Raw genomic sequence first — 24,453 nt, 5'->3', positions numbered from 1 at the left:
TCCCCACTCGACTACTTCCCCACTCGACTACGCAGCGGCCCACACAGCGCGGCCTCTGCCCATGCCTTAGCGAGAACCGCCATGTCCAAATACAGCCCTTCGCGCAATAACCGTTTCGCCAGCCTCACCCGCGACCTGCCCCCGGCGAAACGGCGCATGCTGCGGCGCAACCTGATGTTCGTCGGCCTCACCCTGAGCCTGATCGGCCTGCTGACCCTGGTCGCCAAGGCCAATGCCGCGGGCGGCGCCTATGTGGTGGACGACGGCGCAATCAACGCACCGGGGGAATGCAACCTGGATATCTGGTACCAGAGCCTGCGCCACCACGGCGCAAGCCATGGCGCGGTGGTCTCCCCGGCCTGCACCTTCGCCGGCCTGCCCAGGCTGCAACTGGGCGCCGCCCTCGAGCGCAACCGTGAGGACGGCCACGGCGAAACCCAACTGAGCCCGCAACTCAAGGCGCAACTGTGGAACCGCGAAGACCTGGGCCTGCAACTGGCGCTGGCGACGTCCGCGCATTTCGCCCTCAACCGCGGCCACTCGTTCGACGGTGGCGACATCGGCCTGCCGCTGACCTATCAGCCCCTGGACAGCCTGCGCCTGAACCTCAACGCCGGCTGGGCCCACGCCTATGACGACGGCCAGCAGAACCACCACTGGACCTGGGGCAGCGGCTTCGAATACGACCTGGGCGAACGCCTGACCCTGGTCGCCGAGCGTTACGGCCAGCGCTGCGGCGAGCAGGCCTGGCAAGCCGGGCCACGGCTGCACCTGGGGGCGAACCTGGACCTCGACCTGGTGCTCGGCGGCCAGTTGAACGAAGGCCGCGACCGCTGGCTGACCAGCGGCGCGACCTTGAGGTTCTAGAGGCTGTTTCAGAAAGGCCGCGCCAGGGACAACACGGTGTGCCTGACACACCGCCTCGCGAGCAAGCTGCGCTCCTACAGGATCGGCGCCTGCCGCGAGTCCGCGCTCGCGGCAACACCTGTAGGAGCCAGCTTGCTGGCGATAGGCGCAGCGCGCCGGCAGGTCAGACTAATGCAGACTCAGCGGATATCGCTGCGCCGATACAGGCTCAGGCCCAGCGCCAGCACCGCGAGCATGCCGGCGCAGCTGCGGTTGATCCACAGCATCGCCCGCGCGGAGAAGGTGCGCATGGCATAGCGCCCGCCAAAAATGTAGGTCGCCATCATAGCGATGCGCCCCAGTCCGCCACCTGGCGAGCGCTGATGCTGACGCCGCCGCACACCACGATCACCACGTCCCGCGCCGCGGCGATGGCCGGGTGATCGAGGTAGGCCACCGCCAGCGAGACGCCGCAGGCCGGCTCCACCAACTGGCGCAGATCGTCGGCATAACGCACCACGCCGAGGATCGCCTCGGCATCCGACAACACCAGCGACTGATAGGGAAAACCCTGGATCTGCTGCAACGGCCAGGCCGCCACCTGGGCCGCGCCGAGGGAACTGGCGACGGTGTCGATCTTCGCCAGTTTGACCGGGTGCCCGGCCGCCAGCCCCGCGGCGAAGGAAGCGCTGCCGGTGGTTTCGCAGGCGATGATCCGGCAGTCCTGGCGCTGGTGGCGCAGCAGGCCGGTGAGGATGCCGGCCAGCAAGCCACCGCCGCCCACCGACGCCACTATGGTGTCGACCTGCGGACAGTCTTCGAGGATTTCATCGACCATGCTGCTGTGTCCTTGCCACAGCACCGGGTGGTCGAAGGCCGGCACGTATTCGCTGTCGGCAGCGCTGCTCAGTTGCAGCGCGCGTTCGTTGGCCTGGTCCCAGACCTGGCCATGCACCAGCACCTCGGCGCCGGTCCGGGCGATGCGTTCGCGGGTGGTTTGCGCGGTGGTCTGCGGCACCACGATGCAGGCTTGCAGGCCAAGGCTGGCCGCCGCCATCGCCGTGGCCAGCCCGGCATTGCCGCCGGACGGACAGACCACGCGGCGCTTGCCCTGCTGCGCCGCCTGGGTACAGAGCAGGCCCAGGCCGCGCATCTTGAACGAGCCACTGGGTTGCAGGTTTTCCAGCTTGAGCCAGATACGCCGGGTGGCCGTGGACAACCCGGGATGCAGGATCAGGGGGGTGCGGATATGCAACATCATGGGCTCCTTGGATGAAGACGGGCGTCTTGTAACCCTAGATGCTTAGGCCAGCCTATGCCGCCTCCCCCCTGGCCGCTCGCCGGTCAGCGAATCGGCGGTATGCGGATATCGCCTTGGCGGCACTGGGTGCGCACGCCCTTGCCACAGGCGCCGAACCCCAGGTTCTTGTCCAGGCAGACCCGCACTTCAGAGAGTTCCGGGCCGCTGCACAACACCGCTACGCCCTTCTCCGGAATGCCCGGGTTGGCCTGGCGGAACAACTGCTCGATCTCCCGGGCCTCGAAGTAATGCACGGTGGTCGAAGGTTCCAGCACCTCGGGAATCTTCACCTTGCCCAGGGCCTGGTCGGAGGTCTCCAGGTAGCCCATGGCGCCCAGGCCGCTGCAGGTGCCGTGCTTGCTCCATTCGTGCTCCATCAGCTTGGCGGTGGGGAACAGGGTCAGGCCCTTGGCCCGCTCTTCGGCGTTCAGCTGCGTCAAGGGCGGGCAGGACTGCGGCCAGCCGCCCTTGGCGTATTGCGGCCACAGGCCGTGCAGGACAAAACCGTAGCCCTTGCCGGAGCACTGCTCGTTTTCCGGATGGGTCAGGCAAAAGGTCGGCGACCAGGACAGCGACAGCAGGTAGTAGTCGAACACCCCGGCGACCGAGTCGCGCTGCTGTCGCGCCTCCCGTGCCTGGCTGACCCCGACGGTGCAGATCATCAGCGCGGCCAGTGCCGCGGTTGCAAACAGTTTTCTCATAGACCCTCTCCTTGGGATGGGGCAGTGGGTGAACGGCCCCGTAGTGACCTGGCCGGTAGCGGCCAGACACTCTTCTTGGCACGGGGCTGTTGCAGGAAGATGACAGGCCGCCTCCCCCGCGGGAGAAGCCGGCCGATACTAGCGAAGCGTTGTAGCAGACAGATCGGCTTGGCGCCATGGCCGACAGATTACGAACCGGTCATGGACTCGCGGTGAATACTAGCCTCTGTAGGAGCGAAGCTTGCTCGCGAGGCGTCGTATCAGGCACACCGCGTTACCCCAATCGCCGGCAATCGAGCGTCGACCGGCCGCTCCTACAGAAGCATCTGCGGGGTGAACGAAATAACGACCATCGGCGCCAAGTGCGCAAGATCGTTCAAGCCATTTCCGTCGCGGACTGGCACAGTCGGTTCCCGTTCCTTGATTGCAGGCTGTCATGTCCAGCATTGTTCTTCCCCGCACCGCGTTCCTGCGCGGTGCCGTTGCCATCCTGCCGCTGTCCCTGGCCACCGCGCCCTGGGGGCTGCTGGCGGGTTCCATGGCCATCGAGGCCAATCTCACGCCCCTGCAAGGCCAGGGCTTGTCGAGCATCGTCTTCGCCGGCGCCGCGCAGCTGGTGGCGATCGGCATGCTCAAGGGCGGCGCGGGGATTTTCTCGATCCTGCTCACCACCCTGCTGCTGACCTCCCAGCACCTGCTGTACGGCATGAGCATGCGTTCGGTGATTGCGCCGCTGCCGGGGCGCTGGCGGGTCGGCCTGGGGTTCCTGCTCACCGATGAGCTGTTCGCCCTGACCAGCCAGCACGACAAGCAGCAGTTCGACCGCTGGTACGCCCTCGGCGTGGGCCTGACCTTCTACATCGCCTGGAACCTGTTCACCCTGGCCGGCATCGTCCTCGGGCGCGCCATTCCCGGGCTCGAACACCTGGGCCTGGACTTCTCCATCGCCGCGACCTTTATCGCCCTGATCACGCCGCTGGTGCGCAACGTGCCGACCGTGGTCTGCGTGGCGGTGTCGCTGTTCTGCTCGGTGCTGTTCAGCTACTGGCAATGGGGCTCGGCCCTGGTGCTGTCGGGCCTGCTGGGCATGACCGCGGGTTTTCTCTGCAACAAGTTCTACCGGGAGCGCACATGATGGTCTGGGCAGTGATTTTCGGCATGGGCTTGCTGGTGTTTCTCAACCGTTACGTGTTTCTCGAACCGCGCCTGCCGGTGCGCCTGAGCAGCAACGCCCGGCAGTTCCTCGGCTTTGCCGTACCGGGCATGCTCACCGCGATCTGCGGGCCGATCGTGTTCATGCCCGAGCACCAGCTCAACCTGGCCTACGACAACCCGTACCTGATCAGCTCGCTGGTGGCCATTGTGCTGGTGATCTACACCCGCAACACCCTGGTCAGCATGCTGCTGAGCATGGCGTTCTTTTTCCTGCTGCGCTGGTGGTTGTAGAGGCTGGCTGGCGCTCTGAATAACGCGGTGTGCCTGCCCCACCGCCCGGCCCCCCAATCGGCAACCCGGCCCCTCAAGGCGCCTTGGCTTCGCGCAACAACTGCTGGATCACCTGCTCCTGCGCCTCGTAACTGCCCTCGCCAAAGTGGCTGTAGCGCACCTGGCCGCGGGCGTCGATAAAGTAGTGGGCCGGCCAGTACTGGTTGTCGAAGGCACGCCAGATCGCGTAGTCGTTATCGATGGCCACCGGGTAGCCGATATCCAGCTTGCGCACCTGGGCCTTGACGTTGTCGATGACCTTTTCGAAGGCGTATTCCGGGGTGTGCACGCCGATCACCACCAGCCCGTCCTTGGCGTACTTTTTCGCCCAGGCGTTCACATACGGCAGGCTGTGCTGGCAGTTGATGCAGTCGTAGGTCCAGAAGTCCACCAGCACCACCTTGCCGCGCAAGGCCTCGGCGTCCAGCGGCGGCGAATTCAACCATTGCACCGCGCCACTCAGCGAAGGCATCGGGCCCTTGCTCGGCAGCGTCTCGGCGGGTGCCGCGCCAGCCTTGTCGATCAGATAGTCCAGGGCCTTGGGCACGCTCTTCAGCAGGCCTTGCTCGAGGGCCGCGCCGCCTTGGGATGAGGTGCTGGCCAGCAGGCGGTCGTCCACCCCGCTGCCGATCGCCACGGCCGCCAGCAACGCCAGGCAACCGGCGGCGCGGCGCAGCCAGGTGGTGGCCGGCAGGGACGGCTTGAGCCGGTTGACCAGCCTTCTTCCGGCAAAGATCAGCAGCCCCAGGGACAAGGCACTGCCCAGGCCGTAGGCCAGCAGCAACAGGCTGGTCTGGGCGCTCGCCCCTTGCAGCATGGCGCCGGTCAGGATCACCCCGAGAATCGGCCCGGCACAGGGCGCCCAGAGCAAGCCAGTGGCCACCCCCAGCAACAGCGCCGCCAAGGGCCCGGAGAACTTGCGCGCCCGATCGAGGCGCAGGCCGTCCAGGCGATTGCCCAGGCTGACCCAGGGCCGCGCCAGCCAGTTGCCGAAGCGGGTAAAGATCAGCGACAGCGCGAACAGCCCCAGCACAATCAGCGCCAGCTGGCGCCCGATGCCGTTGGCCCGGACGATCCAGTCGCTGCCGACCACCGCCAGGCTCGACACCAGGGCAAAGGTCAGCGCCATGCCGCCGAGGGTCAGCAGCACCGAGCCGCGCGAGCGGTCGGCCCGGGCGAACAGGAACGGCACCACCGGAAGAATGCAGGGGCTGAGAATGGTCAGGACCCCGCCGAGAAACGCTATGAGCAACATGGCATCACCTGTGATCGGTCAATGTCCCGCCCGCCATCAGCGGCGGGCGTATTCAGGGGTGGCAGGCCCGGTTCAGGCCTGGTTGTCGGCGCGCATCCCCTGCGGGGTGCGCTCGTAGCCGCCTTCGGCGAGCAGCGGCGCCGCTCGCTCTGGCTGGCCGCCCTGGCTCAAGGGCGCGAGCTGGAAGCAGGTCGTGCAGGACGCATCGGCGGCGCTGGCATCCACGGCCACGCCGGCCAGGGTCAAGGTCAGGGTAAGCAGGCAGGTTTTCAGGGTGTTCATGGGCTGATCCTCATGTTCAACAGGGACTACATGACAAGTGAGTGCACTCAGTTGCCGTCGTTACAGTTGTTGGCGAACTTGCGGTAATCCAGGGCCTGGGTACGGCCCTGGGAATCGAGGTAGGTCATGCGCGCATTGACCACGCCGCAGCTCGGCTCGGCGTCTTCGGTCATCGACAGGACTTTCTGGATATCCAGCGGGGTGCCGTAGCTGTAGGTCTGGGCCTGCACGGTGCTTTCGGCGCGGGCCGACAGGGTGCAGATATTCAGCGCGGCGAACAGGCAGGCGGCGTAGAGGGCGGTGCGTTTCATACGGGTTTCCTCGAACGACAATGGGTTGGGTTGCGAGGCCAGTGGCTGTGCCTCGATGGAGCCCATTGAATGCGCGCAAGGTATCGCGCTTGTGTCGGCAAACCGCCCTTGCGGTTTCCCTGCGTATCCACGCCGCCGGGGGATACACAGCGATACAAAGGCGTCGGAAAAACCCTGTTTTGCATCGCCGTGTATTCAGTGAGGCGCCAGATACACTGCAATACAAAAGCCCGCAGGCAGGCCCGCCCGGGCCCTATAGACTAGGCAGCACGACCCTATACAGAGGCAACCCCATGGATCATGTCGATCACGTATTGATAGTCGATGACGACCGCGAGATCAGAGAGCTGGTAGGCAACTACCTGAAAAAGAACGGCCTGCGCACCACGGTAGTGGCTGACGGCCGGCAGATGCGCAGCTTCCTGGAAACCACCCCGGTGGACCTGATCGTGCTCGACATCATGCTGCCCGGCGACGATGGCCTGCTGCTGTGCCGCGAGCTGCGCGCCGGCAAGCACAAGGCCACGCCGGTGCTGATGCTCACCGCGCGCAACGATGAGACCGACCGCATCGTCGGCCTGGAGATGGGCGCCGACGATTACCTGGTCAAGCCCTTCGCCGCCCGCGAGCTGCTGGCGCGGATCAATGCCGTGCTGCGCCGCACGCGCATGCTGCCGCCGAACCTGGTGGTCACCGAGAGCGGCCGCCTGCTGGGCTTCGGCCGCTGGCGCCTGGACACCACCGCGCGCCACCTGCTGGACCAGGACGGCACCCTGGTCGCCCTGAGCGGCGCCGAATACCGCTTGCTGCGGGTGTTCCTCGACCACCCGCAACGGGTGCTCAACCGCGACCAGCTGCTCAACCTGACCCAGGGCCGCGACGCCGACCTGTTCGACCGCTCCATCGACCTGCTGGTCAGCCGCCTGCGCCAGCGCCTGCTGGACGACGCTCGCGAACCGGCCTACATCAAGACCGTGCGCAGCGAGGGTTATGTGTTCTCGCTGCCGGTGGAGATCCTCGAGGCCGCGTCATGAAGCTTGCGTTGCACTGGCCGCGCACCCTCGCCTCGCGGCTGTCGCTGATTTTCCTGATCGGCCTGGCGCTGGCCCAGGGCCTGTCGTTCGCCGCGCAGTCCTACGAGCGCTACCAGAGCGCGAAGATGACCATGCTCGGCAACCTGGAAAGCGACGTCGCCACCTCCATCGCCATCCTCGACCGCCTGCCCGCCGCCGAGCGCCCCGCCTGGCTGCAACGTCTGCAACGGCGCAACTATGGCTATCTGCTCAATGCCGGCGAACCCGGCCAGCCCATGGACAGCGCCGATGTACCGGTCTCGGTGAACTCGATCAAGAGCGCCATTGGCGGCGACTACCACCTGACATTCAACACCATCCCCGGACCGCGCCAGCACTATCAGGCCCACCTGCAACTGGCCGACGGCAGCCCGCTGACCATCGACGTGCGCCCGGCGATGACGCCGATGTCGCCCTGGTTGCCGGCAGTGTTGCTGGGGCAGTTGCTGGTGCTGATCCTCTGCGCCTGGCTGGCGGTACGTATCGCTGTGCGCCCGCTGACCCGGCTGGCCCAGGCGGTGGACAGCCTCGCCCCCAACACCCACGGCGTGCACCTGGACGAAAAAGGCCCGATCGAAGTGGTGCACGCGGCCAAGGCCTTCAATGCCCTGCAGGCGCGGATCGGCGCCTACCTCAAGGAGCGCATGCAACTGCTGGCGGCAATCTCCCACGACCTGCAGACGCCGATCACCCGCATGAAACTGCGCGCCGAGTTCATGGACGACTCCGCCGAGAAGGACAAGCTGTGGAACGACCTGAGCGAAATGGAGCACCTGGTGCGCGAGGGCGTGGCCTATGCCCGCAGCATCCATGGCGCCACCGAGGCCAGTTGCCGCATCGACCTGGACGCGTTTCTCGACAGCCTGGTGTTCGACTACCAGGACACCGGCCAGGACGTCGAGCTGGCCGGCAAGAACGGGGCGCTGATCGACACCCGCCCCCACGCCCTGCGCCGGGTGCTGGTGAACCTGGTGGACAACGCGCTGAAGTTCTCCGGCGCGGCGCGGATCGAGGTCCAGGCACAAGCCGGCGATCGCCTGTCGGTCAAGGTCCTGGACCGCGGCCCGGGGATCAGCGAAGAGCAACTGGCCGAAGTGCTCAAGCCGTTCTATCGGGTGGAAAGCTCGCGCAATCGCGACACCGGCGGCACCGGCCTGGGGCTGGCCATCGCCCAGCAACTGGCGGTGGCCCTGGGTGGCTCGCTGCGCCTGAGTAATCGCGAAGGGGGCGGCCTGTGCGCGGAGCTGATCCTGGTCAGCAACAAGGCCAGCCTCTGAGCGCCTCGCTACACAGGCATACATAACCGCCCCTCGCCGACACAGCCGATATACATGGCCTTGCAAGACTCCTGGGACGCGCCGCGACAGCGGCGCCCAACCTCAAGGAGCCTCTCATGCCCACACCATCCCTTCCCTCGCGTTTCCACGGCTGGCGGCTGTTCAGCCTGCTGGCCGCCGTCGTGCTGCTGATGACCGCGCTGATCCTGCTGCTTGAGCCGGACCTGGTCGAAGCCACCCGCAGCGCCATCCGCGCCACCGCGCGCTCATCTTTCGTGCTGTTTCTGCTGGCCTTCACTGCCTCGGCATTCGCCGTGCTGCTGCCCTCGCCGCTGAGCCAGACGCTGGTGCGCGAGCGCCGTTTCATCGGCCTGGCGTTCGCCTTCTCGCACCTGGTGCACGCGCTGCTGATCTACAGCTACGGGCAACTGAACCCGCAGTTCTGGCCCGGCCGCAGCACCCTGGGCAACCTGCCCGGGTCCGTGGGTTACCTGTTTATCCTGCTGCTGACCCTGACCTCGTTCAAAGGCCCGGCCTCGCTGCTCAGCCGCACGGCCTGGAAACGCTTGCACACCACCGGCATGTGGGTGATCGCCGCGATATTCGCTTTCTCCAATTTCAAACGCATCCCCTTGAGCGCCTGGTACCTGCTGCCTTTCACGCTCACCTGCTCGGCCATGGCGATCAACCTGCTGGGCAAGCTGGCCCAGGCCAACAAACGCCGGCAACGCCAGGCCCTGAACCCGCGCTGAGCTGATACCGCCCCGGTAGCCGCTGGCGCAGGCTGCGCCGCTTTTGTAATGCCCCCCACTTTGCCCAGGAGATCCACCCCATGATCCTCACACTGTCGTCCGCCCTCGACGGGCTGCAACGCCACCTCAATCGCCTGTCCCCCTGGGTCGCGCTCCTCAGCCTGCGCCTGTTACTGGCCTGGGAGTTCTTCGAGTCGGGCCTGGAAAAATGGCAGGGGGAAAACTGGTTCCAGCAGATCCAGTCCGCCTTCCCCTTTCCCTTCGACCAGTTGCCGGCGAGCCTGAACTGGCAGCTGTCGATGTGGGCCGAGCTGCTGTGCCCCCTGGCGTTGCTGCTAGGTCTGGGCACCCGCTGCGCCGCGCTGGTGCTGATCGTGGTCACTGTGGTCGCCACCGTCGCCGTGCACTGGCCGACCGACTGGTCGAGCCTCAGTGAACTGGCCCAGGGCTACGCCATCAGCAACAAGGGCCACGGCAACTTCAAACTGCCGGCGATCTACCTGGCGGCGCTGCTGCCGCTGCTGTTCCAGGGCCCGGGCAAACTCAGCCTGGATGCCTTGATCGGGCGCCTGCGCCACGGACGCTGATACCGAGGGGCAAAAAAGCCGCAGCGTGAGCTGCGGCTTTGGTGTTTCTACGGGGGAAGTTCGATAACAGACACATATCCCCGTAGCCGCTGGCGCAGCCTGCGATCGGCTGCGCAGCAGACGCGAACCCAGGCAACGCGGTGTGCCAGGGAGAACGTGCAATCGGGTTTTACGACGGCTACGCCGCCGAGCGCAGGCTGCGCCAGCGGCTACATCGGGCCAATAACGGCTGGAGCCGGCATCTGTTCAAGCACGTATCGGATTGAACCGCCGATAGCTGCAAAGCAGCCGCAGCTTGCGCTGCGGCTTTGGTGTTTCTACTGGGGAAAAGCTTGATAACAGACGCATATCCCCGTAGCCGCTGGCGCAGCCTGCGATCGGCTGCGCAGCAGACGCAAACCCAGGCAACGCGGTGTGCCAGGGAGAACGTGCAACCAGGTTTTACGACGGCTACGCCGCCGATCGCAGGCTGCGCCAGCGGCTACATCGGGCCGATAACGGCTGGAGCCGGTATCTGTTCAAGCACGTATCGGATTGAACCGCCGATCGCTGCAAAGCAGCCGCGGCTTTGGCGTTTCTACGGCGGAAGTTCGATAACAGGCACATATCCCTGTAGCCGCTGGCGCAGCCTGCGCTCGACTGCGCAGCAGACGCAAACCCAGGCAACGCGATGTGCCAGGGACAACGTGCAACCAGGTTTTACGACGGCTACGCCGCCGATCGCAGGCTGCGCCAGCGGCTACATCGGGCCAATAACGACTGGAGCCGGCATCTGTTCAAGCACGTATCGGATTGAACCGCCGATTGCTGCAAAGCAGCCGCAGCTGGCGCCGCGGCTTTGGCGTTTCTACGGCGGAAGTTCGATAACAGGCACATATCCCCGTAGCCGCTGGCGCAGCCTGCGCTCGGCTGCGCAGCAGACGCAAACCCAGGCAACGCGGTGTGCCAGGGACAACGTGCAACCGGGTTTTACGACGGCTACGCCGCCGAGCGCAGGCTGCGCCAGCGGCTACATCGGGCCAATAACGGCTGGAGCCGGTATCTGTTCAAGCGCCTATCGGATTGAACAGCCGATCGCTGCAAAGCAGCCGCATCTGGCGCCGCGGCTTTGGCGTTTCTACGGCGGAAGTTCGATAACAGGCACATATCCCCGTAGCCGCTGGCGCAGCCTGCGCTCGGCTGCGCAGCAGACGCAAACCCAGGCAACGCGGTGTGCCAGGAACAACGTGCAGCCGGGTTTTACGACGGCTACGCCGCCGAGCACAGGCTGCGCCAGCGGCTACATCGGGCCAATAACGGCTGGAGCCGGCATCTGTTCAAGCGTCTATCGGATTGAACCGCCGATTGCTGCAAAGCAGCCGCAGCTGGCGCCGCAGCCTTGGTGTTTCTGCGCAGGGAACGTTCGATAACAGGCACATATCCCCGTAGCCGCTGGCGCAGCCTGCGCTCGGCTGCGCAGCAGACGCAAACCCAGGCAACACGGTGTGCCAGGGACAACGTGCAATCGGGTTTTACGACGGCTACGCCGCCGATCGCAGGCTGCGCCAGCGGCTACATCGGGCCAATAACGGCTGGAGCCGGCATCTGTTCAAGCACGTATCGGATTGAACCGCCGATTGCTGCAAAACAGCCGCAGCTTGCGCCACAGCGTTGGTGTTTCTGCACAGGCAACGTTCGATAACAGACGCATATCCCTGTAGCCGCTGGCGCAGCCTGCGATCGGCTGCGCAGCAGACGCAAAAACCCAGGCAACGCGGTGTGCCTGGGACAACGTGCAACCAGGTTTTACGACGGCTACGCCGCCGATCGCAGGCTGCGCCAGCGGCTACATTGGGCCGATAGCGCCTTGGCCGTGCAGTTGTCGCAGCAGGCTCTGGCCATTGGCAAGAAAGGTGTCGAGGTCGTCGATGCCCGCTTCGAGGGCCAGGCCTTGCAACTGGGCGCGGCCGTGGAGTTGGGGGAGCGCCTCGATACGCTCCAGCAGGCGCCAGGCCAGTGGGCTGAGTTCAGAGAAGCGCACGCGGTAGCCGGCATCGCGGCAGATCAGCAACAAGGTCGGTGCTGCCCCGGGCTCGCTGGGACGCCAGGTCGGGCCCAGGCGCTGCACCGGCCAGGCGTAGACCAGCGGCCAGGCCAGGGGCGACAGGCGCAGTGGGCGACGCAATAGCAGCTCCGGGTCGCTGACCGGCAGCGGTTCGGCCTCGGTCTGTTGCAGGGCCATTTCGATCCACTCGTAATGGCTCAGTTCGACCATGAAGGCCGGCCAACTGCCGTCCTGCAAACCGGCGGGCGTAGAAGCCATCCAGGCCACGAATTCGCCGGCGATCTCGCCGAACTTTGGCGTGGCACAGCGGTGCTCGCGCAGGAACACCCGTAGCAGCCGGCGCCAATCCGCCTCGCCGAGCACCGAACGCAGCACTGGAAAAGTACCGCTGAGCAACGACTGCAGGTTGTCGAACACCAGCTCGCGGTAAATCTCCACCCGCGTGCGGTCCATCCCGGCGGGCGGCGCCCGGTGCTCGGGGTCGCGCAGGTAGGCGGTCAGGGCCTGTTGCTGGGCGTCGAGGGCGATCAGCGGCTTATCCATGGGCCAGCCTCCCCTGCATCTGGCAGGCACTGGCCTGCAACTGGCGGATGCTGTCCAGCTCGCCCAGCAGCTCGGCGAATGGCGGGAAGTTGAAGTCCCGTTCCAGCAGGGTCGGTTGCACGCCAAACAACTCATAGGCGCGCGCCAGCAAGGCCCAGACCACCGCTTTGACCGGCGCACCGTGGGTGTCGATCTTCAGGCTGTCGGACTGGTCGTAGTGCCCGGCCACATGCATCGCCACCACCCGCTCCGGCGGCAGGCCGGCAAGAAAGGCCTGGGGCTCGAACCCGTGGTTCACCGAGTTGACGTAGAGGTTGTTGACGTCCAGCAACAGGTCGCAATCGGCTTCGGCCAGCACCGCGTTGGTGAACGCCAGCTCGTCCATGTCCTGGCGCGGCGCGGCGTAGTACGAGACATTCTCCACCGCCAGACGCCGGCCCAGCACCTCCTGGGCCTGGCGGATGCGCGCCGCGACATGGCGCACCGCCTCTTCGGTGAACGGCAGCGGCAGCAGGTCGTAGAGATGCCCGTCGTCGCCGCAGTAGCTCAGGTGTTCGCTGTACAGCGGCACATTAAAACGCTCGAGAAACTGCCGCACTTCCCGCAGGAACCCCAGGTCCAGCGGTGCCGGGCCACCGAGGGACAACGACAGCCCGTGGCAACTCAACGGGTAGCGCTCGGCCAGGGCGCGCAACGCGGCGCCATGGGCACCGCCGATGCCGATCCAGTTTTCCGGCGCCAGTTCCAGAAAGTCAAAAGCGCCCGCAGGCGCCGTATGCAATGAGTCGAGCAAGGCACGACGCAAGCCAAGCCCCACGGTTGCCGAAACGGGCAGCCGCGGAGCCTGGGTAGATAACACGCTGTGAGAGGGTTGCATGGGTCAATCTCCTGGTTGCCCCGGAAAAAACCGGGGGGCACCCGGGTGCCCCCCGCCACCGCCGATCAGGACTCGATCGCCGCGCCGCACTTGCCTTCGCCACATTTGCCTTCGGCCGAACCGGCCTTGGCCGCCAGGTACTGCTTGGCTTCGCTCAGGCTGATGGCGCCATCGTGGTTGGCGTCGATCTTGTCGAACTCGGCGGCGCGCTCGGGGGCGGCGGCGATGAACTCCTCGCGGGAGACCTTGCCGTCGTGGTTAGTGTCGGTCTTGGCGAACTTGTCTTCGCCGCACTTGCCTTCGGCCGAGGTCTTGACCCCGTCGGCCGCGGCCAGGGTGTAGCCCTGGGACAGCTCGGTCATGCTCAGCGCCGAAGCGGCGGTGGACAGGCCCAGGCCGCCGACCAGCGCCAGGCCGAGCGCGACGTTGGAAACATTGGAGAGTTTGAACATGCTGATACCCCTTCGATGGATTGATTAACGGTTCCCGCCACCGACACCGAGAAGCTCGGTGCTGGCGGGTGGACGTAGTTAATCCTCGGGGTGTATCCGGGTTGTGTGCGCAACCGGCGCCAGGACAAGCAGGTGTATCAGCACCGGGCCGATACACACTCCGATACAAGGCCGTCGGCCAATCGGCCAGTTGAGCGCTGGCTCAACTGGCCGAAGTGCAACGCGGGATGTCCTGCAGCGAACGGTAGACCGGCAGGCCCAATTGCTCACCCATGGCGACCAGGGCATCGGCACGGGCGCAGGCCCCGCCGATCCGCAGCAGCGCGTCGCAACGCTGCAACTGATGCCGCGCACGCGCCTGGAACTCGTCGGCAGCGCTGGATTCGCCCGCCGCCACCCCCAGCCACTGGCCGAACACAGGGCTGTGCCCGGCCTCGAACAGCCGCGCGGCCCAGTCGTCCAGGCTGGCGACCTGCTGCGTCAGCGCCGCCGCATCGTCGGTTGCCGAGTACCGGGGCGCGGCCACCAGGATCGTCAGGCGGCGCGGCGGCATCAGGCGCAGTTCCAGGTATTGCAGGAGCATGATGGTCTTGCCGTCGACAATCTCGCCGCTGCGCACCATGTCCAGCGCCTGCTGGTAACCCAGCTCCAGCACCTCGATGTCCTCGCCCTCTTCCTCCAGGCCGCCACCGTCGCCGATACGGTCGTCGGGGGAGTATTCGCCAATGAAAAAGTGGATGCGCTCGGTGACCGAGCCGGGGCTCATGAAGGCTTCATAGACCTTCTCCACCGCGCCGACGCGGTAGCCGGTTTCCTCTTCGGCTTCCAGGCGGATGCGCTCCTCCGGGCTGGCATTGTCCAGCAGACCGGCGGCGGTCTCGATCAGGTAGCCGCTGTGGTCGTTGACGTAGGTCGGCATGCGGAGAGCATCTCCTCGGCGGTGATGCGCACGGGTGCGGCTTGCATGGTCTTCCCCCTTGGCAATGGGCCGACATTCAACACGAGTGATGCGCCAGATGTCGATCCCAACCCAAGCCGACCGTTGACAGGCAGCGGCCTGAACCTGCGCACAGCCCGGGCAGAAACGACAACGCCCCTCATGGGAGGGGCGTTGGCGATGACGCATTAAGTTCGCTTACACCTGGATCAGGTTGGCGATCTTCACGTCCGGATCGACATCGGCTTCATAGTCGACGCCGTCGATCTCGAAACCGAACAGGCGCAGGAATTCCTGCTTGTAGCCGGCGAAGTCGGTCATCTGGTAGAGGTTTTCGCTGGTGACTTCATCCCACAGCTGCTTCACGCGGTCCTGGACGGCAGGTTCCAGTTCCTTGTAGTCGGCACGCAGGCGGCCTTCCTGGTCGATGATCGGGTTCGGGTTGTACAGGCTGTCCTTGTACAGACCGTAGACCTGCTCGATGCAACCTTCGTGACTGCCCTGCTCTTTCATGACCTTGAACAGCAGCGACAGGTACAGCGGCATGATCGGGATCGCCGAGCTGGCCTGGGTCACCACGGCCTTGAGCACCGATACCCGCGCGTCGCCGCCCAGGTCCGACAGCTCCTTGCGGATGCCGATGACTTTCTGGTCCAGGTCCTTCTTGGCTTCGCCGATGGAACCGTTCCAGTAGATGTCGTGGGTCAGCTTCTCGCCCAGGTAGGTGAAGGCGGTGGTCTTCGCGCCTTCGGCCAGGACGCCGGCTTCGTGCAGCGCGTCGATCCACATCTGCCAGTCTTCGCCACCCATCACGGCCACGGTGCCGTCGATTTCTTCCTGGGTGGCTGGCTGCAGGGTGGTTTCCTTAACGATTTCCTTGTCGGTGTCGACACCGCGCAGGGTCACCGATTTGCCCAGCGGCTTGAGGGTCGAGCTCAGGACTTCGCCGGTTTTCGGGTGGGTACGGCGCGGAGCGGCCAGGCTGTAGACCACCAGGTCGATCTTGCCCAGGTCGCGCTTGATGGTTTCGATGGTCTGGCGCTTGACTTCGTCGGAGAAGGCGTCGCCGTTGATGCTCTTGGCGTACAGGCCTTTTTCTTCGGCGAACTTGTGGAAAGCCGCGGTGTTGTACCAGCCGGCGGTGCCGAGCTTGCCGTCAACGCTGCCGCGCTCGAAGAACACACCCAGGGTGTTGGCGCCGCAACCGAAGGCGGCGGTGATACGTGCGGCCAGGCCGTAGCCGGTGGAAGCGCCGAGCACCAGTACGTTCTTTGGCCCAGCGTCGATGGTGCCTTGTTCGGTGACGTAGTCGATCTGTTGCTTGACGTTGGCTTCGCAACCGACCGGGTGGGTCGTCACACAGATAAAGCCGCGAACGCGGGGTTTGATGACCATACACAATCTCCCAATTTCAATATGCCAAGAGCCAATACGGGCTGCAGCAGCGTCACTTGTTCAAGTCGTAGACGCTCGGAACGTCCTCGCGTCACGCCTTGGGTTTTCAATGAGTGCAGATTTGCCCGCCAGCATAAGTTCATTCCGGGGTTTGGGCCAGAAAACGCTGAGATTGCTCCATGACCTGTATGGCCCGGGAGAAGCTGCGGTCATTTGTTCAAACGGTGGGCATCGTAGGCATCCAGGGCCTGATAGGCGGTATAGGTCGCCTGCGCCGCGACCAGACCGGCCAAGCCAAAGGTGGGCACCAGGCCAAACTGGCCAAAGCCCCGGGGAATCGGAATGGCCTTGGCGATGGCATCCGCCAGCACTTCCCCCGCCACCGTGGTCGGCGCCATGCCGTGACCGCCAAACCCCACGGCATGCCACACGCCGTTGTCATCCTGGCCGATCTGCGCCATCTGCTGGCGGCCGTAGCTCATCAGCCCGCCCCAGGAGTACTCGATCTCGACGTCGGCCAATTGCGGGTAGACCGTGACCAGATCCGCTTTGAGCAAGCCGGCGATCGCCTGCGGGCCCCGATTGAGGATGGAAATGCGCCCGCCCCAGAGGATCCGGCTGTCCGCCAGTGGGCGGTAATAGTCGAAGGCAAAGCGGGTGTCGTAAATGGCCGACTCGCAGTTGATCGCTTCCCGCAAACGCTCGCCCAGGGGTTCGGTCGCCACCACATAGGTGGCAATCGGCAGCGTCGCCCGCTCCACCGGCCGGTATAGCCCGCGGGAATACCCACCCGCGGCGAACACCACCTGCTCGGCCAGGACTTCGCCACCCGCGGTCCTGACCAGGTACTTGCCGCCCTGCTGCTCGATCGCCAGGGCCGCGGAGTGTTCGTGGATATCGATGCCGTAGCCGGCGACAGCCGCCGCCACGCCATACACATATTTGAGCGGGTGGAAGTGAAAGGCATTGCTCTCGAACAAGGCGCCGAAATAGCGCTCGGTCTTGAGCTTTTCCCGCAACTCGCCCGGCGCCACATACTGCCAGTCGACGCCATAGACCTCCTTCATCAGCTGCCGAGGCTTTTCCAGACGCGCCGGGTCGTTGAACCAGTTGGCCAGCAGCACGCCCCTGTCGGTCAGGTCGCACTGGATGTCGTATTGCCGGACGCGCTGGCGGATCAGTTCGACCGCGTCGATGGTCAGCCGGTAGAGCCGCTGCGCTTCCTCGCGGCCCAGGGTCTTGAGCAGCTCGGCATTGCCCAGGCAATAGCCGCCGAATACAAAACCGCCGTTGCGCCCCGAGGCGCCGTGCCCCACGGTGTGGGATTCCAGCACCACCACGTCGGTTACGCCGCGTTCGGCCAGGCCAAGCGCCGTGGACAGCCCGGCCAGCCCGCCGCCCAGAATGCACACCCGGGTTTCCACCCGGCCGCCAAGCGCCGGATAGGCGGTCTTTTCAATCGTGGCCTGGTAATAACTTTCGAGAAAATCCTGACTCATCACTTGGCTCCGACCTGGGTCATTCGCACAGGAAGACCCGCATTCTCATTCATAGCCGATTCCAGCGGCGGGCAAGTCTCGGACTTGTTGCGAATCATCGAAAAGCTCATGTCATCGAACCGGACGAACCTGGATCTACTGACAACTTTGTGCGCCAGCCAGATCGCCAGGAACAGCACCAGGCCAATGTAGGTGGCGGTCAGCCCAGCCCAATCGATCGAGTCGCCGAGCAGGGCTTGATAGTTCTGCCCCAGGGTGACGAACAGGCACAGGACAAAGGCGAAAATCGGCCCGAACGGAAAGAACCGCGACACATAGGGCAGATTGCCCAGGTCATGGCCCTGGCGCACATAGCCGCGACGAAACCGGTAGTGGCTGACCGCAATGCCCAGCCAGGCGATAAAGCCGAGCATGCCCGAGGTGCTGAGCAACCAGTTATAGATCTGCCCCGGGCTGAAGATGAAGGTCAGGAAGCACAAGGCCGCCACCGTGGCCGTGGCCAGCAGCGCCCACCGCGGGGTGCCGGATGCGCTCAAACGGGCGAAGATCGCCGGCGCCTTGCCCTCCAGGGCCAGGCTGTAGAGCATCCGCGAGGAGGCGTACATGCCGGAGTTCCCGGCGGACAGCACCGAGGTCAGGATCACCGCGTTCATCACCGCAGCCGCGCCGAGCATGTCGGCCCGTTCGAAGATCAGGGTGAAGGGGCTGACACGGATATCGGACACCCCATTCCTCAACAGGCTCGGGTCGTTGTAAGGAATCAACAGGCCGATGATCAGGATGGTCAGCACGTAGAACAGCAGGATCCGCCAGAAGATCTGCCGCACCGCGCGCGGCACGTTTTTCCCGGGGTCCCGGGTTTCACCGGCGGCGATGCCGACGAACTCGGTGCCCTGGAACGAAAACCCCACGATCATCGCCACCCCGACCAAGGCCCCCAGGCCGCCGACAATCGGCGCATCGCCAATCAACCAGAGCCTGGGGCCGGCATTTTCGCCGCCGCTCAGAATGCCGAACAACATCAGAATGCCCACCGTGATAAACAGCAGGATAGTGATGACTTTAATCAGGGCGAACCAATACTCGGACTCACCGAACAAGCGCACCGAGGCCATATTAAGTGCGCTGATGATCAATAGAAAACCCGCACTCCAGATATACCCCGGCACATCCGGAAACCAATAAGCCATGATGATCTGCGCGGCCACCAGATCGACTGCAACGGTCACCGCCCAGGCATACCAGTAGTTCCAGCCCAAGGCGAAGCCGAAACTTTCATCGACATACTTCGAGGCATAAGTCGAGAACGAACCGGTAACCGGCATGCAGGACGCCAGTTCACCGAGGCTGGTCATCAGGAAGAACACCATGGCGCCGATGACCACAAAGGCCAGCAGCGCGCCGCCCGGCCCGGACTGGGCAATGGTCGAACCCGAGGCGACGAACAGCCCGGTACCGATGCAGCCGCCGATGGCGATCATATTCAGGTGCCGGGGCGTCAGGGTTCTTTTCAGTCCGCCGGCGGTTTTCTCATTATGAAAATCGCCCGCTGTATCGCACGCAGCCGGCACTTTTGTGGAGTCTGTCATGGCTTACCTTCTTATTATATTTAAACCACCCATGATTGAATCATGCTGTTTGGAAGTGTTCGCGAATTGTTTTCCACCCCCACTAAAGCCCACAAAAATACCGCTGACAAATGATTTTCCCGAATCACATCAGTCCCATACGGAATACGCCAACAGTTACAAAATCCAATAATCAGAAACACTAAATACCCACAACTAAACATCTAACAAACCGTCAGGTTTAATTGGTTTTCGACGGCATAAAACAGAAAATCCCTACACGCTAACAACTTGACTTAAAGAACATAGTGTTTGAATGACCACGCCCACGCCTGGCACCGGGCAATGCCCGCAGCGGCCCTGGAAAGAAGGAAAAGAAAGGGTCGTGCGCAGGCCCGTCGCGGTCCACTTCGCATCCGCCTGGAGCGCGGCGCTGCCCCATCGACCGGCCGGCTAACTCTGCCAACCCACAAACCACTGCCCGAACGCCCGGGCCGGCAATGGCGAGGAAAACAGCTGGCCCTGCCCCACGTCATAGCCCCGCGCCTGCAGGATGTCGCGCTGCGCGGGGTGTTCGATGCCCTCGGCGATCACCCGCAGGGACAGGCCCTTGCCGATGCCGATGACCGCCTCGCTCAAGGCGCGGCAGGAGGCGTCGTGCTCCAGTTCCTCGACGAAGCTCTGGTCCAGCTTCAGCTCGTTGATCGGCAAGCGCCGCAGATAGCCCAGGCTGGAATAGCCCGCGCCAAAGTGATCGATGGCCAGGCGCACGCCCAGGGTGTGCAGATCCTGGAGGGTCTGCTCGGTGGTCGGGCTGCTGCACAGGAAAACGCCCTCCGTGACCTCCACGCACAGGTCCGCCGGCTGCAGGCCGCAACGCTGCAACTGGCGGGCGATCAGGGCCGCCAGGTTGAGGTTGTGGAAGTTGATCGGCGACAGGTTGACCGACATGGACGGCACCCTGATGCCCGATCGACGCCAGCGCGCCAGTTGCTCGCAGGCTTCGCACAGCACCCACTGGCTGAGATAGTTGATCAACCCGCACTCCTCAGCCAGCGCGATGAATTGCGCGGGCGGGATAGTGCCCAGGCGCGGATGCTCCCAGCGCGCCAGCGCCTCGACCCCGACCAGGCCGTTGCTGCGCAAGTCGATCTGCGGTTGATAGACCAGATGCAGGCCGTCGCTGGTCAGGGCCTGGCGCAGCGCCGTCTCCAGCTGCAGGCGCTGCTGGGCGAGCTGGTCCATCTCCTCGAGGAAGAACCTGAAACCGCCGCGCTCGGTACGCTTGGCCTGGTACATGGCGATATCGGCGCAATGCAGCAGGCTTTCCATATCCTGGCCGTCGCTGGGGTACAGGCTGACGCCGACACTGGCCGAAGGCACCACGGCGGTCCCGGCAATATCGGCCGGGGCGCCCAGGGTCGGCATCAGGCGTTCGAGAAAGGTCGTGACCCGGGTGGCGTTCATCCGGGGCAGCACCAGCACGAACTCGTCGCTCGACAGCCGGCCGACGATGTCCGACTCGCGCAGTACGCTGCGCAGCCGTTGCGCCATGACCTGCAGCAGCTCATCGCCCGAGGCATGCCCCAGGGCCTCGTTGACCTGCTTGAAGCGGTCCAGGTCGACATACAGCACCGCCAACTCGCCCTGCTCCAGGGCCACCTCGGCGATGCTGCGGTTGGCCTCGACCAGCAGGGAACTGCGATTGGGCAAGCCGGTCAGGGCATCGGACAAGGCCATGTGGCGGATCGACTGGCGCGCCTCCTCGCGCTCCAGCGCCAGCATGCACAGGAGGGTCCCGGTCATGATCAGATGGGCATGGGTGGTATCGGGCTTGCGGCGCTCGCGAAAGTACAGGGCAAAGGTCGCGCACACCCTGCCGGCGCTGTTGCGCAGCGGGATCGACCAACAGGCCCGCACCCCGGCCCGCTGCGCCAGCAAACGATAATCGGCCCACAGCGGATCGGTGTCGATATCGGTGACCAGCACCGGCTCGCCGCGAAAGGCCGCGGTGCCGCAGGAACCGGCGGCGGGCCCGATCGGCAGTCCCTCCATGGCTTGGGAATAGTCGGCCGGCAAGCCGGGACTGGCCTGGGGGTGCATCAGCCCCTGCGGGTCCACGCCGAGGATCGAGACGATGACCTCCGGCGCCAGGCGCTCGATTTCCTGGCACAGCAGCATCAACACGCGTTCCAGGGGCTGCTCTTGCAACAAGGCGCCGATGACCTTGTCCTGCAGCACTTCGGGCAGCCTGGAACGGGTGATGTCGGTGAACACGATGACGATATTGCCGATCCGCCCGCCGGCGTCGAACACCGGCGCCGAGCAGACCTGCACCCACAGCCGCTGGCCGTTGCGCTTGCTGATCAGGCCGCAGGCTTCATGGGGCTGGCCACTGAGGATGCTCTCCAGTTGCAGCTCGTCGGCCTGGGCCTGGCCCGGGGTATCGGTGACGAAGAACATCTGCGGCGAGCGCTCCAGCAATTCCTCGCGGGAATACCCCAGCAAGCGCACCAGCCCGTCGTTGATATAGATCAGTCGGCCGTCGGCGTCGACGATGCAGGTGGCCGAGCTACTGGCATTGACTGACATCGACAGCAAGCGCTGCTCGATATCCTTCAACCGCGTCTGGGTCACGTCCTTGAAAAAGGCGGCATACAAAATGCGCCCCTGCAGGGTGATTTTCGAGATCGCCATCGCGCCCCAGCGCTCTTCGCCATCCTTGCGCGTGATGCACACATCGCGGCTGGTGCCGATGATCTTGTTGACCCCGGTCTCGCCATCATTCCGCGAGCGGATGGGGATCGGCACCAGCGTGCTGACGTCGCTGCCCAGCACCTCGCACCGTGGACAGCCCCAGAAACGTTCGGCCGCCGCGTTGAAGAACACCACCTGGTTGTGATCGTCAATGATCACCACGGCATCGTTGGCCTGTTCCAGGGTCTGCACGAAAAAGTCCGCCGCCTCTTCTCCGGTCGTTGACCCGACGCTCATATCCATGGCCGCCACTGCATGCATGCCCTCACTGTCATCGTCCCTGATCACCGTGAAGCGCCATTAACCGCCCTCGAACTGGAGGGGCCCGTCCTCGAAGCAACACCCGACACGGCTCAGCGAGGCTGAGAAAAGCGTTTTTACCCGGGCGAGCAGGACATCAGGCCATAGGCGTGGACATGGATCTTTAGGCCATCGACCTGAAATTAGAGAATAGCCGCGAAGTGGCCGGCCCATGGAAAACCGTGCGAACGCCGGTCTGCCCGCGCCGGCCCTCGCCAAGGCCATGCAATCCGTAGTGTCCGCTTGTGGAGGGCCTTTAGTCACCGGGTTGTTCGATGTGCCAGATTTCAGGGCTTCACGAAGAGCCAGACCTGTTCATGAGACCACTGGACAGCAGATGAACTGCAACTGATGGACGCTCAATGGTTGCTGCCAGAATGCAGAAAAGGGGCGGACGGCTTATAGGGTTATTTCGCCGAGCTATTCCAAGATTTTTTGCCTCTCGTATTTTCGGTATGGGTGAAGCGGGGATTGTGGTTGGACCGTTTCCGGGATTGCTAAAAAGGATGTCGAGCCAAACAGAAAAACATCAGGCTATTTGCGCAAACCGTCAAAAATGAAAGCCCATGCCGGGCAGCTTTCAAGAGCGGATATTTCCAATATCAACTCCCGAAAACGCTGATCGCTTAGCAGCTTACAATGAGCACCCAAACCGTCAGTGTCACCGCATAGCATAAGGACATCCCTTGCGAAGATTACTCCTCAGTAACAAAAAGCTCCGAGGCATCCCCCGCCGTCTCCGCGCATTGGAGTACTGGGCCGCGGGCTTTAGCGGTGAGTTCTATCCTCACATTGATGAACGCCAGCGCTACACGCACTGGAAAATTCCAGTGCTCAATACCCTCGTTGAAGGTCCGCAGGCACGTATCGAATTGCAGGCGTTTTGCGTTCAGCAACTGCTCGAAGCAGCGAACCATCTTTCCCGCGCTGCGGATCGCAGCCAGGGCTACTACCGCGTCGCCTGCCTACTGGTATGGCCCTGGCTGCACCAAAGTGAAGTAACGGTGTTCTATGACCGTGAGTACTACCTGAGTTTTCTGGGGCAGCATAATTCGCTCGCTCCAATAAGCCTGAGCCACAAGCTTGCCCTGGATATACCCGAGTCATTCATCGAGCATGGGCATGATGTAACCCAAAGCGATGATGAGGTTGAAGTTCAGTGGTGGTGTATTGGGGAGCGTGCCTGATCAACGAGGTTCAGGAACAGACCCTTAGTTGATAGTTGATCACTAGGCTAATAGCCAAGCTCAAATTGCTGAAAGCCCACGCGCTTGATGTAAATCCAAAAGTCATCCCCTGGCTCATGCAGCTTCATGCAGACGTTGTGACTCATACACAGGTCGTCTTCATCGACCAGGGTACGACCCCAATCGAAATCAAGGTTCTTGGAAATGGTATAGCCGGGGTAAGGTGAGTCGAGATCGAAGTGGATCGAGTACACATACAACGGAGACTCCCACGGCATATGAGTCTCATAAAGCCGCATCAACTCAGGCATCTGCGTTTTACAGTGCTGCTCGGCAAACTTTAGGGCTTGGGGCAAATCAGTCCACGCGGCGTTGACCACACGTTGCGCCTCGATAAGCCTGGCATGGGGGAGCTCATCATCGTGATGCTGGACGTAAATTAATCGGCTCCCGAACTGGAACTCGCATTGCCAGACACCCGAGGGAATACGCCAATGGCCGATCATGGATTCGTTCAGTAGATTGATGTCCATCGCGCTGCTACGTAGTTGGGTGGCTCAGACTACCTGTCGAGTGCCTGTCTGAAAATACCTATCCCTTAGAGCTGTCCGCCCAACATCCACAAGATCTGACCTGCAGAAATGGATCAAGAACTGTAACTTTTCTAAGGGCTGCTTTCGGCTGTGGATTCAACCGGTCGATGCAACACAACTAAATTCTGTGTAAGCAGAAGGAGTGTTGCAGATGAAGCAGAGACCTCGGATCTATTACACCGAAAGCCAGAAAAAACTGATGTGGGATCACTGGCAGAAAGGCGACTCTCTCCAGCACATAGCCCAACTATTTGATCGAAACCATTCATCGATACAGCGCATCTTGGCGGAAACAGGCGGTATCAGACCCGCTGTACGCCGCAGGTCCAGATTGGCTCTGACGTTGGCTGAGCGCGAAGAGATTTCGCGTGCAGTGGTGGCAGGTAACTCGATCCGTTCCATGGCCGCGCTGCTAGGGCGAGCAGCCTCTAC

The 24,453-nt window shown here is 63.7% G+C and carries 23 protein-coding genes and 1 pseudogene; 9 read left to right on the top strand and 15 right to left on the bottom strand.

Annotation, left to right across the window (positions count from 1 at the left end; genetic code table 11):
- Positions 1 to 81 precede the first annotated feature (81 nt).
- Positions 82 to 867: a hypothetical protein gene (locus BM019_RS13835; protein WP_092418601.1), complete on the top strand. Its 786-nt coding sequence runs from the start codon at positions 82 to 84 to the stop codon at positions 865 to 867.
- Between the two features lie 179 nt (positions 868 to 1,046).
- Here the strand turns inward: BM019_RS13835 and BM019_RS13830 are convergent, their stop codons facing one another.
- From BM019_RS13830 to BM019_RS13820, 3 genes are all read right to left on the bottom strand, one after another.
- Positions 1,047 to 1,193, bottom strand: coding sequence for a hypothetical protein (locus BM019_RS13830; RefSeq protein ID WP_239691074.1), 147 nt, complete (start codon positions 1,191 to 1,193; stop codon positions 1,047 to 1,049).
- Positions 1,190 to 2,104, bottom strand: a complete 915-nt coding sequence (locus tag BM019_RS13825) for a pyridoxal-phosphate dependent enzyme (protein WP_092418600.1) — start codon at positions 2,102 to 2,104, stop codon at positions 1,190 to 1,192. The genes BM019_RS13830 and BM019_RS13825 overlap by 4 nt, the downstream gene beginning before the upstream one ends.
- Before the next feature lie 86 nt (positions 2,105 to 2,190).
- Positions 2,191 to 2,847 (bottom strand): ribonuclease T2 family protein, encoded by a 657-nt coding sequence (locus tag BM019_RS13820; protein ID WP_009043564.1) that lies wholly within the window; start codon positions 2,845 to 2,847, stop codon positions 2,191 to 2,193.
- Positions 2,848 to 3,283: 436 nt separating this feature from the next.
- Here BM019_RS13820 and BM019_RS13815 point away from each other — a divergent pair, with 436 nt between their 5' ends.
- Both BM019_RS13815 and BM019_RS13810 read left to right on the top strand, forming a co-directional pair.
- Positions 3,284 to 3,982 (top strand): AzlC family ABC transporter permease, encoded by a 699-nt coding sequence (locus BM019_RS13815; protein ID WP_009043563.1) that lies wholly within the window; start codon positions 3,284 to 3,286, stop codon positions 3,980 to 3,982.
- A complete protein-coding gene (locus tag BM019_RS13810; protein ID WP_009043562.1) occupies positions 3,982 to 4,293 on the top strand; it encodes an AzlD domain-containing protein in 312 nt (103 codons plus the stop codon). Before BM019_RS13815 ends, BM019_RS13810 begins: the two co-directional genes overlap by 1 nt.
- A 73-nt stretch (positions 4,294 to 4,366) precedes the next feature.
- Here the strand turns inward: BM019_RS13810 and BM019_RS13805 are convergent, their stop codons facing one another.
- The 3 genes from BM019_RS13805 to BM019_RS13795 all read right to left on the bottom strand — a co-directional run bounded on the left by BM019_RS13805 (position 4,367) and on the right by BM019_RS13795 (position 6,180).
- Positions 4,367 to 5,587 (bottom strand): cytochrome c biogenesis protein DipZ, encoded by a 1,221-nt coding sequence (locus BM019_RS13805; protein ID WP_092418599.1) that lies wholly within the window; start codon positions 5,585 to 5,587, stop codon positions 4,367 to 4,369.
- 72 nt (positions 5,588 to 5,659) lie between these two features.
- Entirely contained in the window at positions 5,660 to 5,869 is a 210-nt protein-coding gene (locus BM019_RS13800) for a hypothetical protein (protein ID WP_053260892.1), read from the bottom strand.
- 47 nt (positions 5,870 to 5,916) lie between these two features.
- Entirely contained in the window at positions 5,917 to 6,180 is a 264-nt protein-coding gene (locus BM019_RS13795; RefSeq protein ID WP_092418870.1) for a DUF2790 domain-containing protein, read from the bottom strand.
- A 293-nt stretch (positions 6,181 to 6,473) separates the two neighbouring features.
- Here BM019_RS13795 and BM019_RS13790 point away from each other — a divergent pair, with 293 nt between their 5' ends.
- From BM019_RS13790 to BM019_RS13775, 4 genes are all read left to right on the top strand, one after another.
- On the top strand, positions 6,474 to 7,214 hold the full coding sequence (locus BM019_RS13790) for a response regulator (RefSeq protein ID WP_092418598.1): 741 nt from the start codon (positions 6,474 to 6,476) through the stop codon (positions 7,212 to 7,214).
- Positions 7,211 to 8,530 carry an ATP-binding protein gene (locus BM019_RS13785; RefSeq protein WP_092418597.1) on the top strand — a complete coding sequence of 440 codons (1,320 nt, stop codon included), beginning with the start codon at positions 7,211 to 7,213 and terminating at the stop codon, positions 8,528 to 8,530. Before BM019_RS13790 ends, BM019_RS13785 begins: the two co-directional genes overlap by 4 nt.
- 116 nt (positions 8,531 to 8,646) lie before the next feature.
- Positions 8,647 to 9,282 carry a hypothetical protein gene (locus tag BM019_RS13780; protein WP_092418596.1) on the top strand — a complete coding sequence of 212 codons (636 nt, stop codon included), beginning with the start codon at positions 8,647 to 8,649 and terminating at the stop codon, positions 9,280 to 9,282.
- An 80-nt stretch (positions 9,283 to 9,362) separates the two neighbouring features.
- Positions 9,363 to 9,869: an HvfX family Cu-binding RiPP maturation protein gene (locus BM019_RS13775; RefSeq protein WP_092418595.1), complete on the top strand. Its 507-nt coding sequence runs from the start codon at positions 9,363 to 9,365 to the stop codon at positions 9,867 to 9,869.
- Positions 9,870 to 11,694: 1,825 nt separating this feature from the next.
- On the opposite strand, the gene BM019_RS13770 is transcribed toward BM019_RS13775, so the two are convergent.
- The 8 genes and pseudogenes from BM019_RS13770 to BM019_RS13735 all read right to left on the bottom strand — a co-directional run bounded on the left by BM019_RS13770 (position 11,695) and on the right by BM019_RS13735 (position 22,229).
- Positions 11,695 to 12,456 carry an HvfC family RiPP maturation protein gene (locus BM019_RS13770; RefSeq protein WP_092418594.1) on the bottom strand — a complete coding sequence of 254 codons (762 nt, stop codon included), beginning with the start codon at positions 12,454 to 12,456 and terminating at the stop codon, positions 11,695 to 11,697.
- A complete protein-coding gene (locus tag BM019_RS13765; RefSeq protein WP_092418593.1) occupies positions 12,449 to 13,333 on the bottom strand; it encodes an HvfB family MNIO-type RiPP peptide maturase in 885 nt (294 codons plus the stop codon). Before BM019_RS13765 ends, BM019_RS13770 begins: the two co-directional genes overlap by 8 nt.
- A 65-nt stretch (positions 13,334 to 13,398) precedes the next feature.
- Positions 13,399 to 13,785, bottom strand: coding sequence for an HvfA family oxazolone/thioamide-modified RiPP metallophore (locus BM019_RS13760; protein ID WP_009043551.1), 387 nt, complete (start codon positions 13,783 to 13,785; stop codon positions 13,399 to 13,401).
- 202 nt (positions 13,786 to 13,987) lie between these two features.
- Positions 13,988 to 14,707, bottom strand: a pseudogene (locus BM019_RS13755) (ADP-ribose pyrophosphatase); the annotation flags it as partial.
- A gap of 213 nt (positions 14,708 to 14,920) precedes the next feature.
- The gene (gene fabV / locus BM019_RS13750; protein WP_016704607.1) at positions 14,921 to 16,117 is read right to left on the bottom strand and encodes an enoyl-ACP reductase FabV; all 1,197 of its coding nucleotides are present in this window, start codon (positions 16,115 to 16,117) and stop codon (positions 14,921 to 14,923) included.
- A gap of 209 nt (positions 16,118 to 16,326) precedes the next feature.
- Positions 16,327 to 17,616 (bottom strand): NAD(P)/FAD-dependent oxidoreductase, encoded by a 1,290-nt coding sequence (locus BM019_RS13745; protein ID WP_092418592.1) that lies wholly within the window; start codon positions 17,614 to 17,616, stop codon positions 16,327 to 16,329.
- Positions 17,616 to 19,205 carry an amino acid permease gene (locus BM019_RS13740; RefSeq protein WP_092418591.1) on the bottom strand — a complete coding sequence of 530 codons (1,590 nt, stop codon included), beginning with the start codon at positions 19,203 to 19,205 and terminating at the stop codon, positions 17,616 to 17,618. The genes BM019_RS13745 and BM019_RS13740 overlap by 1 nt, the downstream gene beginning before the upstream one ends.
- 432 nt (positions 19,206 to 19,637) lie before the next feature.
- Positions 19,638 to 22,229, bottom strand: a complete 2,592-nt coding sequence (locus BM019_RS13735; RefSeq protein WP_239691073.1) for an EAL domain-containing protein — start codon at positions 22,227 to 22,229, stop codon at positions 19,638 to 19,640.
- A gap of 698 nt (positions 22,230 to 22,927) precedes the next feature.
- Between BM019_RS13735 and BM019_RS13730 the strand changes: the two genes are divergently transcribed.
- A complete protein-coding gene (locus BM019_RS13730; RefSeq protein ID WP_028682184.1) occupies positions 22,928 to 23,428 on the top strand; it encodes a DUF3916 domain-containing protein in 501 nt (166 codons plus the stop codon).
- Positions 23,429 to 23,475: 47 nt separating this feature from the next.
- Here BM019_RS13730 and BM019_RS13725 read toward each other — a convergent pair whose 3' ends face one another.
- Positions 23,476 to 23,961 carry a hypothetical protein gene (locus tag BM019_RS13725; RefSeq protein WP_092418589.1) on the bottom strand — a complete coding sequence of 162 codons (486 nt, stop codon included), beginning with the start codon at positions 23,959 to 23,961 and terminating at the stop codon, positions 23,476 to 23,478.
- A gap of 211 nt (positions 23,962 to 24,172) precedes the next feature.
- Between BM019_RS13725 and BM019_RS13720 the strand changes: the two genes are divergently transcribed.
- Positions 24,173 to 24,453 (top strand): helix-turn-helix domain-containing protein (locus tag BM019_RS13720; protein WP_139217367.1); only part of this gene is annotated, 281 nt, incomplete at its 3' end.

It is taken from the genome of Pseudomonas sp. NFPP07, assembly GCF_900115645.1.
In the GTDB taxonomy this organism is placed as follows: Bacteria; Pseudomonadota; Gammaproteobacteria; order Pseudomonadales; family Pseudomonadaceae; genus Aquipseudomonas; species Aquipseudomonas chlororaphis.
The sequence above is the reverse complement of the archived record's forward strand: the minus strand, read 5'-3'. Positions and strand labels throughout refer to the sequence as shown.

Coding starts and splice junctions, on each gene's coding strand:
- BM019_RS13835 (WP_092418601.1), top strand. CDS start 82: ATGTCCAAATACAGCCCTTCGCGCAATAACCGTTTCGCCAGCCTCACC.
- BM019_RS13830 (WP_239691074.1), bottom strand. CDS start 1,193: ATGATGGCGACCTACATTTTTGGCGGGCGCTATGCCATGCGCACCTTC.
- BM019_RS13825 (WP_092418600.1), bottom strand. CDS start 2,104: ATGTTGCATATCCGCACCCCCCTGATCCTGCATCCCGGGTTGTCCACG.
- BM019_RS13820 (WP_009043564.1), bottom strand. CDS start 2,847: ATGAGAAAACTGTTTGCAACCGCGGCACTGGCCGCGCTGATGATCTGC.
- BM019_RS13815 (WP_009043563.1), top strand. CDS start 3,284: ATGTCCAGCATTGTTCTTCCCCGCACCGCGTTCCTGCGCGGTGCCGTT.
- BM019_RS13810 (WP_009043562.1), top strand. CDS start 3,982: ATGGTCTGGGCAGTGATTTTCGGCATGGGCTTGCTGGTGTTTCTCAAC.
- BM019_RS13805 (WP_092418599.1), bottom strand. CDS start 5,587: ATGTTGCTCATAGCGTTTCTCGGCGGGGTCCTGACCATTCTCAGCCCC.
- BM019_RS13800 (WP_053260892.1), bottom strand. CDS start 5,869: ATGAACACCCTGAAAACCTGCCTGCTTACCCTGACCTTGACCCTGGCC.
- BM019_RS13795 (WP_092418870.1), bottom strand. CDS start 6,180: ATGAAACGCACCGCCCTCTACGCCGCCTGCCTGTTCGCCGCGCTGAAT.
- BM019_RS13790 (WP_092418598.1), top strand. CDS start 6,474: ATGGATCATGTCGATCACGTATTGATAGTCGATGACGACCGCGAGATC.
- BM019_RS13785 (WP_092418597.1), top strand. CDS start 7,211: ATGAAGCTTGCGTTGCACTGGCCGCGCACCCTCGCCTCGCGGCTGTCG.
- BM019_RS13780 (WP_092418596.1), top strand. CDS start 8,647: ATGCCCACACCATCCCTTCCCTCGCGTTTCCACGGCTGGCGGCTGTTC.
- BM019_RS13775 (WP_092418595.1), top strand. CDS start 9,363: ATGATCCTCACACTGTCGTCCGCCCTCGACGGGCTGCAACGCCACCTC.
- BM019_RS13770 (WP_092418594.1), bottom strand. CDS start 12,456: ATGGATAAGCCGCTGATCGCCCTCGACGCCCAGCAACAGGCCCTGACC.
- BM019_RS13765 (WP_092418593.1), bottom strand. CDS start 13,333: ATGCAACCCTCTCACAGCGTGTTATCTACCCAGGCTCCGCGGCTGCCC.
- BM019_RS13760 (WP_009043551.1), bottom strand. CDS start 13,785: ATGTTCAAACTCTCCAATGTTTCCAACGTCGCGCTCGGCCTGGCGCTG.
- fabV (WP_016704607.1), bottom strand. CDS start 16,117: ATGGTCATCAAACCCCGCGTTCGCGGCTTTATCTGTGTGACGACCCAC.
- BM019_RS13745 (WP_092418592.1), bottom strand. CDS start 17,616: ATGAGTCAGGATTTTCTCGAAAGTTATTACCAGGCCACGATTGAAAAG.
- BM019_RS13740 (WP_092418591.1), bottom strand. CDS start 19,205: ATGACAGACTCCACAAAAGTGCCGGCTGCGTGCGATACAGCGGGCGAT.
- BM019_RS13725 (WP_092418589.1), bottom strand. CDS start 23,961: ATGGACATCAATCTACTGAACGAATCCATGATCGGCCATTGGCGTATT.